The organism is Vibrio sp. 397 (genome assembly GCF_033339395.1).
Lineage (GTDB): Bacteria > Pseudomonadota > Gammaproteobacteria > Enterobacterales > Vibrionaceae > Vibrio > Vibrio alginolyticus.
On record NZ_JAWOUN010000006.1, the window covers coordinates 26,376 to 39,133 of the forward strand.

Below are 12,758 nucleotides of genomic sequence, written 5' to 3' on the forward strand. Positions count from 1 at the left end.
AACATAAAGATTGGTCATGGCTGGCCTTTCGACCAGCCAATTCATTTCTTATCCACCTGACTGAGGGATCTTTGCCACAAGTCGCAAAGATGTGGTCAGTTCTTCCATTTGTAACCAAGGCTTCAGCCATGCTACGGCATTGTAAGAACCAGGTGCGCCAGGAATTTCCTTAACCTGAACACGAGCGTCTGCTAGAGGGTATTTCGCTCTGATCTCTTGACCACCGCCTTCAGAAGCATTGACGTAACCTAGGATCCAGCGGTTCAGCCAAGACTCAACGTCTTCTGCTTCCATAAAGCTACCAATTTTATCTCGAGCCATTACTTTCAAATAATGCGCAAAACGAGATGTTGCCATCATATAAGGTAGGCGGGCAGAAATGGCCGCATTGGCCGTTGCTTCAGGGGATTCATGGTTCGCTGGTTTTTGACAGGTTTGCGCACCAAAGAACACTGCATAGTTGGTGTTTTTGTAGTGACAAAGCGGTAAGAAACCAAGCTTACCAAGCTCCGCCTCACGTCTGTCGGTAATACCAATCTCTGTTGGGCACTTCATATCAGGGTCGCCATCATCACTCATGAAGAAATGCGTTGGCAAGTTATCCACTCGACCGCCGCCTTCTGCACCACGGATGGCAGTACAAAATCCATATTTTGAAAATGCGTCGGTTAACTTAACACCAAGAACATACGAAGAGTTCATCCAACAGTAGTCGTTATGTTCAGCGTTAACAGCAATACCTGAAACAGGATCTACTTCGAACTCTTCAAACCCAAACTCTTCGACTGGAGCGGTAGCTTGTCCGTATGGCAAACGAGCAAGGACTTTTGGCATCGTCAGACTAACGAAGCGCGAATCGGCACTCTCGCGGAACGAACGCCATTGGGCGTATTCTAGTGATTCAAATACCTTATCTAGGTCGCGTGGTTTTGACAACTCAGTCCACTCATCAAAGCCGAATAGTGCTGGTGAAGCCGCGGACAAGAATGGAGAGAAGCCAGAAGCCGCTACATTTGACATTAGGCGTAACGACTCAATATCTTCTGGGTGGTTGGTAAACTCATAGTCTCCAATCAATGCACCATACGGTTCACCACCAGCACTACCAAACTCAGACTCGTAAACCTTTTTAAAGATCTGGCTTTGATCAAACTCAACAGCTTTGCTCAAGTCTTTATGTAGCTCTTTCTTGGTCATGCTCATCATGCGAACTTTCAGAGTAGAGCTGGTCTCTGAATTCATCACTAGATAATTTAAGCCGCGCCAAGAACCTTCGAGTTTCTGTAATTCTGGGTGATGCATTACTTCAGACAACTGATCAGAAATCTGCCTATCGAGCAAATTAATCGCTTCACGAAAAGTTACTGTTAGGTTTTTGTTCCAAGTAACTGTCCCTTTCATTGCTTCTTCAGCGAGCGTTTTAATCAGCTCCTCAGCACGAGAAGCTTCGGTCTGCTTAGTCGCACCAATAGCTTGATCTAAGAATGAAGTTGTCTGTTCATTAACTGTTGGATCTAACTGTTTTTCAGCTTCAGTCGTCATTATTCCGCTCCTTCAGTACTGTCTGACTTCGCTTTCTTGTCAAGATCTAACTCGCCTGCAAGTCTTGCCAGATTGTCCGTATTGTTCAAAACATCCTCTAGGATATTTTCAAGCTCTTCTGAGCGGTCAACTTTTGTCATCAAATCACGCAGTTTATTACGCGTTTCCATCAATTGGCGTAGTGGATCAACTTGATTTACGATCGCAGCAGGCTCAAAGTCTTGCATTGATTTAAAGTTTAAATCGACCTCAAACTGTGAATCGTCATTCGCAAGCTTATTCGCAACTTTAAACTTCACCGATGGATTCATTTTTTTGAGTACATCGTCAAAGTTATCTCGATCGATCTGAATAAAACGGCGGTCTTTTAATGGCTTCAACGCTTCTGTGTTTTGACCAGCGAAATCACCCATTACACCTACAACAAAAGGCAGTTCTTTCTTAAGAGTTGTACCTTCAGTTTCAACATCATAGGTAATGTGGACACGAGGCTTCCGTACTCGTGATAGTTTCGAGTGGATACTCGTCATACCATTCTCCCTTTATTAATTTTCATTTTGTTCTGCTATGCCAACCAAACGGAAGTAGCTTTTCTTTGCATCCCCGTCGGAGATAAGTTCCGCCAGTAACTCCGGCAGAGGCATCCCACACCAACGAATGATCTGTTCGATGGAGTAAGAAACTGGTGAGTGAGGTTCACTCTCTCGGAAGAAATCAGCTACTTGCTGCAATTGTCTAATTGCCTGCTCTCGTGATTTCATGTTTGTCGCTAATAATGCATCACAACTTTGTGAACTTAACGGTTGTTCAGAAGAAGATTCATCAAGATCCTCTAGCTCTTCAATCACTGCTTGTGGTTGATTAAAACGATCTCCAAGAAGGTGCCTTAATGCCGAGTGTATTGATTCAAGTCTTTTTGATATATAAGAACTAGGAGTCACATCACCGACCGCTTCATCTAATCGCTGACTGAATTCATTAAATGATTCCGTAGCGAACTCCAAATCCGTGATTAATTCTCGATAAAACGTATCAGAAGTCGACTTAACCGTAGTTATAATTTCAGATAGCTCAACAGCCCCAAGCTCGACTCGATTTCGGCGCTTATCTTCGTCTAAGCGCTCAAGCTCTATAGCTTGCTGATATTCCCAATAGGCATAAGCTTGCTCCACGCCTAAGTCAGTCAATGGTATACAAGCAATTGGAAAAATAAGTGTTCCTTCACTATCGATACCATTGAGGCCAATAATCGCCGATATTCTTGTCTCAATACCATCTTCATCAGGCATTGGGTACAGATCATCCCAAAAGTTCTCAATTAAACTGGTTGCGAGTTTGTAGCCAACGCCCATACCACGAAAACCATACAATCGAGTTAGGGCTTCTATAAGCCAGGCAACAAATTCCAAATCTTTAGACTGATTCGTGAGTATTTCTGGGACATCTTCAATAAATACTCGCCATAAATTACTGTGGGTATAGATACTTTCTTCTTCTATAAGAGCATTACGTTCAGCGTTGCGGGCGGCCATACGCTGATCTTTCAACCGATAGTAAGCAGACTGTGGTGATACATCCTCTCTAGGATCAACACCTGTAGGATTTTCTTGAGATATAGGAGCCAACGCTTGTTCATACCAATCAAACATTTCATTACTCATAAGCTCTCCCTCTTAGAAAGACAGGTATTGTCGCGTCTTCTCTAGCTACTGTTTCGCACTCCGTTTGCGCTTGGCGAACTTTGATCAAAGCACAAGTTACGTTATCACTTGCGCCCCGAACCAAAGCCGAATGCATGAGCGCTAATCCAGCTTGGTTGACTGAGTCTGCATACAATGTCCGATGAATTTCATCACTCGTAAGTTCCTTAGAGAGTCCATCGCTACAGAGTAGAAACTGATCGCCGTCAGCCAACTGCCCTGAAACTTGATCAATAGTGACACTTTCGTCGACCCCAACAGCTCTGGTAATAACATTTGCAAGAGGGTGAGATTCGGCATCTTCAAATGCCAATAAGCCCTGATCCACTAAGTCCATGACTTGACTATGATCACGTGTTTTTTGGACAAAATTACCACTTCTAAGCTGGTAAATTCGGCTATCCCCCACCCAAAGGCAGTGGTAATACCCATCCTGAATAAACAACAAAACAAGTGTTGTTCCCATCGTTTTACCGTCTAAGTGATTTTGTGCGTATTGGTAAATTTCTAAGTTCGCTTCTTGAACCACTCTTCGGATATCATCGATATTAGTATTGGAGACATCCTGCATGTGGCGCGCGACTCTATCCACTAGCATCTGGCTTGCTATATCGCCAGCACTGTGTCCACCCATTCCATCGGCAACCACCCAAATATGCTGCTCTGTCATATCCAACAGAGCATCCTCGTTATAAGGGCGTACTTTTCCTGCGTGCGATTTAGCAAAGGTAAAATAGTTCCAATTCATTCTTCTATCCTACCAATTCCACTTTTTCCAGCCGCCATCAAGCATGGCTGAAAACTGACCAATTGAAGGAAATCCACTAGTAATGAACATGCATGGTTCAACCTTCGTTGAACCTTCAGTCCACCAAAAACATGGTTTACTCAATTTTTCTTTAATGAGGTAATTCAAAAGCGTATTTTGATCAGTATTGCCGTGATCATGAAAAACTGTAGATATTTGGCTTTGATAAAGAAACTCTAGAGGCCTCACTTCACTTGTTACATTCGCAACGAGGTCATTTTTTTCTTGAGTACTCTTATGCCAAACATCAAAGACAAAGTCGTCCTCAAGTACTGAAAGAGCAAGAGCGGCACTGTCCTCTGTCCAAGCTCTGTCACCCCAATATTGCGCAGCTTCACCTTTTACGGCACGAGCTATAGTAAAGAAAAAGTATCTACCGCATGCATCAACACTAGGAATCATGCTACCAATGTAGGTTGAGTCTTCTAAATAGCTAATATCCAAAGCAAAGTGCCACACAGGAGCCGTTAAAAAGTGCTCATTCCAGCTTTCACCCAGTTGTTCCCTGCTGACTGCAATAACCGCCTGTTGCCAATCATGCCAACGCTCCGAGAAATCTTGTGATAAACCATCTTTCACAAAGTCCCCTTTTGCGGGCATTTTACCGATATAGCCCCAGCCTGATGTTATAAGGTTCGTGGACATCTGAACCTCTCCATTTCATTTGACCAAAAAGGATTAATGGCACTAGAAGGAATAAGCTCTAGCTGCACCTTATTTCCCTTTAAATCAATCATAACTATATTGTCTTTACGCGATTCTGGCCTTGCTTTAAGTGATTGATCCAAAAGCTTGAATATGCCCCACTCACCTTCATAGGTATGCGCAATTTCGCGTTTAGATTCAGGTGGTGTGAACACAATTCGAGTCTGATCTTGACCGGCAGGCCAACTCAACGATTTAGCTCTTGCTGGTCCATGCTTATAAACCAAATCTTGTCCACCCAACTCTAAGACAAATCGAGTAATGTGCTGGTCTAGATAAACAGGCTTCATCCCAAACTCTACGCGTAAGGAATTATCAGATTCAAAGAAAGACTGCCTGATACGTTGCGCTCTTTGAAAGACCATTAGTGTTTCTGGGCGAACTCCAATTTCCTTTTCTAATCGCCAACGACTTTTCGAAGTATCCACAAACGGTTCGAGGTATTCTTGGAAGAATGCGTCAAGCGTACCTCCATAACCAAAGAATCGCTTAAAGTCTTTCAATCTAACTTCTCTGCTCGCGTTGGGCTCGAATGGATATCTGCCAGCAATAGTCCGCTGATAAGGGCGGACCACTTGTGTTACCCAAAGTTGATTTAGATGATCCTTCGAACCGCTCTCCGCAAACTTAACCGACTCTTGAGAAAGCTCACCTAGCCATTGATTAAATGGTCTCGGCAAAAGTTCTTTAGCACGAGCAAAGGAAGCTGCGACATCTTGTGTAACGGTTCCATCTAAAATACTTTTGTAGGCAATTTTCTGATTGTTACCAGAGCTTGATAAGTCACTTAAATACGAACGCAAGTTAACCATTGCTTGTTGAATATCATCAAAGTCTTGCTCACCAAGGCGTAAGATCTCTGAAAAATGCGATTCGACTTCTTTACCTGGCAAAGCAACATTGAAACCGTTTTCTTCAGGTAAATACATGTCTAGTCTATCTGCCGTATTTGAAAACTTAACTTTGGCAACTTTACCAGCAACTTCAGAAGCGGCTTTTTGATTTTCTGACAATGATACTTTTGATAGAGCAACCTCTTTTTGGATTGCTCTCAACAAAGATTCGATTGGTCTTTCAACTCCAGATAAAACCCTCGCTTGCTCTGTCGCAAGTTCTAGGCTCGGAGCCTGCTTCAATTGAATATCTTCGATCAACGTTTTCCATTCATTAACATAATCTTGATAGTATCGAGACTGAACGCCTTGGATGGCACTATCTTGATCAATTTCATGAGCCTTAAGATCGTCACCATAAACCCAGTTCTCTTCCATTAGGCTTTTTACTGTACGGTTGATCTGAATCTGAAAAATGCTATGAAAACCATTGTACGTGTAGAAACCCGAAATGCCTTGTGATAGCGGTTTTCCACTAGCTCGCTCGAACTGCTCAAGCCCTTTAGGTCCCAATACATCAGTCAAGCGAAATGAAGGTACATGACTCTTAGAAAATTGTATTTTCATTCGCTGATAAGCACGTTCAGGTAGAGACATTTGAGTCAACACTTCTCGAGCACTCGTCACGGCAGCAGTGTTGTAAGTAAAGCCTTGTCCATCGTTGCCTAATAAATATTGAGTGTGCTGTAGCAAACGTCTTCTTAAGTCTGCGTTTAGCTCACCCGGATATTGACGTTCGAAATAAAAGTTAAACCAAGCCAACACTTCATCTTGTTGATATTTGTCTGGATTGAATAACATCAAATACGTTTTTAACGTTTCGTACAAATACTCACGATGCTGTTGATTGCTCTCCATTTCTGACACCAAGCTATCAAGAAGCAGAGGGGCGTAATATTGGGTCAAAGCATCAGAATATGCATTGTTTGCCGCCTGAGACACTTTGTCTCCTTGATAGAGACCAAACCTCTTTACAGAGTCGGCATCACCGTAGTCGCTTTGCTTTCCGAGAGGAAGCGTCATCAACCTATCTAATGTTTCTACAGCTGAAACAATATCCGCTTCAAAATCTAAACTTTGAGCGCCAATCATTGCATCAATATGGCTCGCTTGTTCATTGGTATCGACAATTAACTGTGAGTTCCACTTATAACTCATAAACCAAAGCGCAGAAGCTCCTAGCAGTAGCGTTGTACATCCAATGTAAACACCTCGACGCATCCAACCTGACTGCTTTTGATAGTGACGATTAACTGTTCCTAACAGTTGCTCTTTGAAAATAACCTTGTCAAAAAGATTCTTTACGAAATAACTATGAGAACCAGTCTGACTCTTTGCTAGAGCTAAACGATTTAACCCAAGTCCATTGGTTGATTCATTCATCAGCTTATCGACTGGTAAGCCTTCTTGAACCGAACTCAACATAAACACACCACGAATCAAGGCAGGCTCTTCAAAACTGTTTTGTGCAAAAATTTCAGCTAAAAACTCGTCAAGATTAGCTTGTAGCACTCTTAATTGCTTTGGAAATTCAAAGATAAGCGCGCGTTTATCTAAATCGTCCTCTGTTTCAAGTATTCTAAGCATACGGGCATCAAGGCGCTCCAACATGCCATGAAATTCTTTGTTGAATAGAGAAATAACGCCTCTTTCATCATCCACTTCACGAGGGAACATGAAACCAAATAATTCCTCTCGCTCTTCCTTACTTAAATCGGCAAAAAACTCATTGAAACCGGCAACTAAATCCATTTTGGTGAGCAATACGTAAATCGGAAACTGCATGCCTAACTGGTTTTTCAGTTCTTGAAGTCTCGACTTAATTGCTCGAGCATGAAGACTTCGCTCGGTTCGAGTCTGAGACATCACGCTGGCTAAACTTATCGTAACAATCGCACCATTAATTGGTCTTTGCGTTCTATACTTTTTCAACAATCCTAAGAAACCATGCCACGCTTTAGAGTCGACCTTTTCTTGACTGTCTTGTGTCGTATACCGGCCAGCCGTATCTATAAGAACTGCTTTATTTGCAAACCACCAATCACAGTGGCGAGTGCCACCTACACCGGCAATAGAGTCAGAGCCAAGGCTGTCTCCTAATGGAAACTCTAACCCCGACTGCTTTAATACGGTTGTTTTCCCCGTTCCAGGAGGGCCAATCAACACATACCACGGTAAGTCATACAAGCTTCTCTTGCCTTTGTGTGTTTTCGTCACTACTTTGACAGCTTGCTCAATACGCTCGCGCATTAAGTCAATTTCACTTGCCGCTTCTTTATCTGATAGGCTATCAACCTCAAGCAACGTTTGAATACTTTCGTCTTCTTTCACCTTTTGCTTATGCTGCTTGGTAACGTTAAATATCGCCCAAAGCAACACCAACACTAGAATAGTGACTAGCCGTTGAAAGTCACTCTTTAGGGGCTCATATCCCGCTATCGCAATAAGTGGACCAACAACCCAAATGAAAATAGAACAAGCAGTGACACCTATAAGACCGAGAAACCATCTTTGAGTAAATATTCTGCCAATTTCTTTAATACGCATCTCTATCTACCTATTATTAATTCGCGACAAGAAGGTCGATTTCAATCCGGCGGTTAATAGCTCGGTTTTCATCACTACTGTTTTCAACTAATGGTCTTGCATCCCCCAATCCCTCGGGTATCACTCGCCCTTCTAATGCACTATTCGAGATCAGTTGTTCAGACATAGCAGTGGCTCGAGCTAATGATAGGTGCCAGTTCGAGGGATATTTACTCGTGAAAATAGGCCTATCGTCGGTGTGACCAGTAACAATGATCTTGCCTTGGGTCGACTCCAATGTTCTCGCAAGCTTAGAAATAACGGGTTGGATGTAAGCGACAACATCAGCACTACCTGATTCAAATAGATCTTGAGACTTTAACGAAATTCTTACCCTGTCTTGCAGCGGCTCAACATTGATTAGCCCCTTACCGATCTCAGTTGCTAGATACATTGAAATCTTTTCTGCAATTGGCGCTGATTTTGATTCTGACGTTGCATCTTGGTTAAGTTGTTGCGGTTGAATCAAATTGACTAATTGAGAAAAGGTGCGATTGGATGCCTTATTTAGCTCATAACTAAAATACATATATATGCAGACCAATAGTGCCGCCGTTACAGAACATACAACCCAAAGAGGAGCTCTATCAGAAGCCTTTGAGCCATTCAAAATGTGTTGGTCGATACTATTGCTTAGTTCCTGAGGGACTCCTCTCCCATAAGTCTTAAGAGTAGCAATAACCTGTCTTCTCAATTTCCGGTGCGATTCCAGTCCATTTTTTTCTAAACGGTATTGACCCAGAAACCCGAGAGATAAGCACACATACATTAGTTCAAGCAAATCTAAGTTCACATCTGGTTTCGCCATGCACTTATCAAGATGCTTAAAGAACGCTTCCCCACCTTGACTGCTAGCATAGAAGGAGCTAAGTAATGAATCGTGACTCCAGAATGAATTCCCACCCCAATTGGTGTTAAGGACAACTTCATCTAGTGAACAGCATAAACAATAACGAGCTGTATCAATGGTATCCAAATCAACGTCATGCTGACGTAATCGGTTCTCATAATCTCTAAGCTTTTGTGCCAATGTCTCTTTTAGAAACAACGGATCGGAATGAGTCGCTGTCGAGCGAATTTGACCGATAATAGATAACAGGCCATTCGCCTCTGCTAGTAGAGAGTTATTCCCATAAGCGACCACTGAATCATTGTTCACCAATTCAGGACTTTTTGAGATAACTACGGTATTATCCACAGACTTTTCTGATTGTGGTTTCGATGCGGGTGCTCTTCCACCCGGTGTTGGTTTTACTATCGTTTGTTCCATACAGAGCGCGCCTATTGATTAATACTCCAAAGCTCAAGTTCAGCATTCGGAAAATGCCCTGATAGGTGAAGCGCAATACCGCCACTATCTTTTAGCCTCATCCAAAATGGCCCTTTCTTGACAACTTCGAAATAAACATAGCCCGTTTGGTAAGGAATCTGTCTCGGGACGACACTCAACGGCACTACGTTTATACCGTTGATCTGATTATTAATTAGATCGCGAATCTGTTCTGCCGGGCCAAACTTGAGTTGCGCTGGGACCAGGCGTCTTATTTCATCTGTTGTGGTGTCTGCTTTAATTGCTAGCACAAATTGGCATGACTCAAGCAAGCGTTTATCTGGAAGCGGCGTCACTTGAATACCGTATTGGCGAGGCTCCAACGGAAGTTTGGTCGCAGTTTGGTCAAGGACAACACTGAGGTACTGACTGAGTATCTGATTCAACTCGCTATAGACACTTGATACATCTAAGTGATCATACGCAAGCAAACTTGGGACTCTTTTAGTTTTATTAGAAAAAGTGGCTAACTCACCAATGTAACCTTTAAGTGTCGTCGCTAATTCCAGTGGATGTAACCTATCTAACTCACTGAAATGCTTTAACTTCGCCTCATATCGGTTCAGCATTTGGAGCATGATGAAATCAACAGCAGATGCCGATGCAGATTTACCCTTAATCAAGCGCTGTGCAATAACGTCAGCACGCATCTTTGTCATCGCGATAACGTTACGTAGATAAGCTGACATAACTTTGTCGCTAAGGAGGTTGATAAGCGGAGGAACGTACTCATCGTCTAGTATAACTTCCCCTTCAGGAGTTACCTCTTTGATCCTTAAGATAGGTAACTCCACATAACCCGCTAATTTGTCATTACTCGCTTTCAACTCTAGGTTAAGGGCTGCAACTTGGATGGTTTCTTCATCTTGTCCTGTAAGGTTATCTATCACGTCGATATCTTGAAGTACATAACGAGAGACGATCGATTCGCTTACATCCGAAACGTTTTTACCTGTAACACTTGAAAGAGGGAGAGTTATTTTTACTAACGTATTTTCAGTGTTTTTATCAATAAGTAGAGGCGAAACTGAATCGTTGGATATTAACGTATTAACCAACGTCATATCTGGCAAAACAGCTTCAAGATGCTCAAGTTCAATAAGACCATCTTTTAGCGCGTGTTTTTTTACTCGACATTTCCAAACTCCCCAATTGTAAGCCCCACCTAACTGATGTAAGCCCTTGAATTCTTGAGAGGTTGCGCGTTCTTGTTGTTGGAAGTGCTGGGGACGTAAAAACATTCCTTCGCACCAAGCCGTCTTGGAGTATTGCGTCATTTATAATTAGCCAACTAAACGTTATTTAACGACCAAAGACAGATCTTCTAACAATACTTGATATGTGTTGTAACCGGTCTTATCCACTTTAATGACTTGTCGCCAATTTGAGTTTTCAATATCTCGAAACGCTACGACAATGCCTAAATATTCTGTCTTTGGAGACATACTTGCTTGATATGTTTCTTTCTGACCTGGAGTTAATGAAACTTCATATTTATTCACTAAATCAGGTCCTAAGACTTTTTCACTTTCTTCATAAATAGAAAAAAAGTCCTGGCTTTCGAAAATGGTATTTGACGTTAATTCAAATACATACACCACTACAGGAGAAGGCCTGCCGTTTGAATCAGGATTAATGTTATGACTTGCTGCTATTTCTAAATCTGAGTATGGATCAACAACTAGGTTCGCTGCTGAGCACCCAAATAAAGCTATTGAAATTAATAACAAAATATATTGGTAAAACTTTTTCATCACCCTAATTCCTAGCCTTTGTTTTTTAATGCTAATTCATAGTGCTTAGCGAAGTCTTCTAAATAGAACGGAGACTCTTTATTGATAATATCATCGGATAGCTTTTCATGAATATCCTCAAACCTCTTCCAACTTTGAGCATATTTCCTAGCTGGAATAACCTTATTAATAACCGTGTCTTTCGCTAAAGCATCTGAGTATATAGAAGTAGGTTCAACAAGTGACATAACACTCGAAACCGTACCTTCAACACCTTTCATTAAGGCTTGCTCATGACTTTCGATGTCATTAAATGCTTCTTTAATGGCTGCATTTGGCTTTAAGAAGCTAGCGGTTTGACGGTTATATAAGTTATGAATCGCATCTTCTAAGTTTGCAGAAAACTTTAAAGGGTTATTTTCTGACTTACGAAATGCGGTATGACTAAGTCGATTTGTTTGTTTAAACACTGCTCTGTTATGCAGTGTTTCCATTAAACCAACTAGCATCAAAGAAAATGACTCCCCCAGTTGTTCGAACCATTCCTCTCGGTTATCGCTGGGAATCATCATTGGATCTATACCCACCCCTCTAACAAAAGCCGCAAGTTCACCCCCATTGGTATCAAAGTTGGGAGTCGATAGGTGTTCTGATTGTCGGTTAACTTTCGGTAAAGTTTCAGATACGGTGCTCTGTTTTTCGGGCTTTGGGATATCAATAAAATCATCGACTAAACCAATATCTAGCTGAAAATCAGAAGGAACACTTTCGTTTAAGAGTTCACTAGCACTAAGGCCTAGGTCAACAAATTCTGCTTCCGATGGACTTGAGACTACTTCAGGGGGTGCGCTAGAAAGACTTTTACTTGTCTCAAGACTGACTACATCTGTATCTGTTTGAATAGAAACTGAAATTTGATAATCCCCTAAGCTAACCATATCGTCATCGCTTAGTGCTATTTCATTTCCTTGACCCACAGGAGTTACAGCATTATTTACAAAAGTACCATTAGTTGAGAGGTCTTTTATCAAGTATTTGTCACCAAACTTAATCAGTTCTCCGTGGGTTCCGGATACCACTCTTTCAGGATCTGGTAGTGTCCAATCACATTGTTCAGACCTACCAAATGTAACCTTGGCATGTTCATCACTTGATTCAAACACGAACTCACTCTCAATCTCTGGAGTAAATTTGTGAAAACTTGTTATGGTTAAAACCAACTTCATGTAAACCTCGCCAAAGACCTGCTAGATATTATTTTTAATTTTATTATTAACTACTTTCTTATTAACAGTAAGATTAATAAAAATCTTAATACTGCCATTGAAAATCATGCACGGAATAATGAATCATTTTTTTATCAAAGCAATCACGTATTGTTCAACAATTTTAATTATCCAACCAAGTTCAAATTTTTGACACTTAGACTTTCATCAATAAAAAAACGAATGTTAGTTTGGC

10 protein-coding genes are annotated in these 12,758 nt (G+C 41.7%); all 10 read right to left on the reverse strand.

Translation table 11 applies throughout. From position 1 onward, the window contains the following. Positions 1-48: 48 nt before the first annotated feature. Genes tssC through tagH form a run of 10 tightly spaced genes read right to left on the reverse strand, consistent with a single transcriptional unit; the run spans position 49 to position 12,523 of the window. On the reverse strand, positions 49-1,542 hold the full coding sequence (gene tssC / locus R7P36_RS11410) for a type VI secretion system contractile sheath large subunit (protein WP_005375950.1): 1,494 nt from the start codon (positions 1,540-1,542) through the stop codon (positions 49-51). Next, a complete protein-coding gene (gene tssB, locus R7P36_RS11415) occupies positions 1,542-2,072 on the reverse strand; it encodes a type VI secretion system contractile sheath small subunit (RefSeq protein WP_005387524.1) in 531 nt (176 codons plus the stop codon). The genes tssC and tssB overlap by 1 nt, the downstream gene beginning before the upstream one ends. Before the next feature lie 15 nt (positions 2,073-2,087). Continuing rightward, entirely contained in the window at positions 2,088-3,203 is a 1,116-nt protein-coding gene (gene tssA, locus R7P36_RS11420) for a type VI secretion system protein TssA (RefSeq protein WP_017820217.1), read from the reverse strand. Further along, positions 3,196-3,990 (reverse strand): PP2C family protein-serine/threonine phosphatase, encoded by a 795-nt coding sequence (locus R7P36_RS11425; protein WP_017820218.1) that lies wholly within the window; start codon positions 3,988-3,990, stop codon positions 3,196-3,198. Before R7P36_RS11425 ends, tssA begins: the two co-directional genes overlap by 8 nt. Before the next feature lie 9 nt (positions 3,991-3,999). Beyond that, entirely contained in the window at positions 4,000-4,695 is a 696-nt protein-coding gene (gene tagF, locus R7P36_RS11430; protein ID WP_005387528.1) for a type VI secretion system-associated protein TagF, read from the reverse strand. Beyond that, positions 4,677-8,195, reverse strand: a complete 3,519-nt coding sequence (tssM, locus tag R7P36_RS11435; RefSeq protein WP_213899566.1) for a type VI secretion system membrane subunit TssM — start codon at positions 8,193-8,195, stop codon at positions 4,677-4,679. Before tssM ends, tagF begins: the two co-directional genes overlap by 19 nt. A 16-nt stretch (positions 8,196-8,211) precedes the next feature. Continuing rightward, the gene (gene tssL / locus R7P36_RS11440; protein ID WP_005375939.1) at positions 8,212-9,504 is read right to left on the reverse strand and encodes a type VI secretion system protein TssL, long form; all 1,293 of its coding nucleotides are present in this window, start codon (positions 9,502-9,504) and stop codon (positions 8,212-8,214) included. Positions 9,505-9,515: 11 nt separating this feature from the next. Continuing rightward, on the reverse strand, positions 9,516-10,841 hold the full coding sequence (gene tssK, locus R7P36_RS11445) for a type VI secretion system baseplate subunit TssK (RefSeq protein ID WP_080276943.1): 1,326 nt from the start codon (positions 10,839-10,841) through the stop codon (positions 9,516-9,518). A gap of 21 nt (positions 10,842-10,862) precedes the next feature. Continuing rightward, positions 10,863-11,318: a type VI secretion system lipoprotein TssJ gene (gene tssJ / locus R7P36_RS11450; protein ID WP_005375933.1), complete on the reverse strand. Its 456-nt coding sequence runs from the start codon at positions 11,316-11,318 to the stop codon at positions 10,863-10,865. 11 nt (positions 11,319-11,329) lie between these two features. Continuing rightward, the gene (gene tagH, locus R7P36_RS11455; RefSeq protein WP_054578971.1) at positions 11,330-12,523 is read right to left on the reverse strand and encodes a type VI secretion system-associated FHA domain protein TagH; all 1,194 of its coding nucleotides are present in this window, start codon (positions 12,521-12,523) and stop codon (positions 11,330-11,332) included. Positions 12,524-12,758 lie beyond the last annotated feature (235 nt).

Excerpts from the sequence above, each read along its gene's own strand:
- tssC (WP_005375950.1), bottom strand. The coding sequence starts at position 1,542 with ATGACGACTGAAGCTGAAAAACAGTTAGATCCAACAGTTAATGAACAG.
- tssB (WP_005387524.1), bottom strand. The coding sequence starts at position 2,072 with ATGACGAGTATCCACTCGAAACTATCACGAGTACGGAAGCCTCGTGTC.
- tssA (WP_017820217.1), bottom strand. The coding sequence starts at position 3,203 with ATGAGTAATGAAATGTTTGATTGGTATGAACAAGCGTTGGCTCCTATA.
- R7P36_RS11425 (WP_017820218.1), bottom strand. The coding sequence starts at position 3,990 with ATGAATTGGAACTATTTTACCTTTGCTAAATCGCACGCAGGAAAAGTA.
- tagF (WP_005387528.1), bottom strand. The coding sequence starts at position 4,695 with ATGTCCACGAACCTTATAACATCAGGCTGGGGCTATATCGGTAAAATG.
- tssM (WP_213899566.1), bottom strand. The coding sequence starts at position 8,195 with ATGCGTATTAAAGAAATTGGCAGAATATTTACTCAAAGATGGTTTCTC.
- tssL (WP_005375939.1), bottom strand. The coding sequence starts at position 9,504 with ATGGAACAAACGATAGTAAAACCAACACCGGGTGGAAGAGCACCCGCA.
- tssK (WP_080276943.1), bottom strand. The coding sequence starts at position 10,841 with ATGACGCAATACTCCAAGACGGCTTGGTGCGAAGGAATGTTTTTACGT.
- tssJ (WP_005375933.1), bottom strand. The coding sequence starts at position 11,318 with ATGAAAAAGTTTTACCAATATATTTTGTTATTAATTTCAATAGCTTTA.
- tagH (WP_054578971.1), bottom strand. The coding sequence starts at position 12,523 with ATGAAGTTGGTTTTAACCATAACAAGTTTTCACAAATTTACTCCAGAG.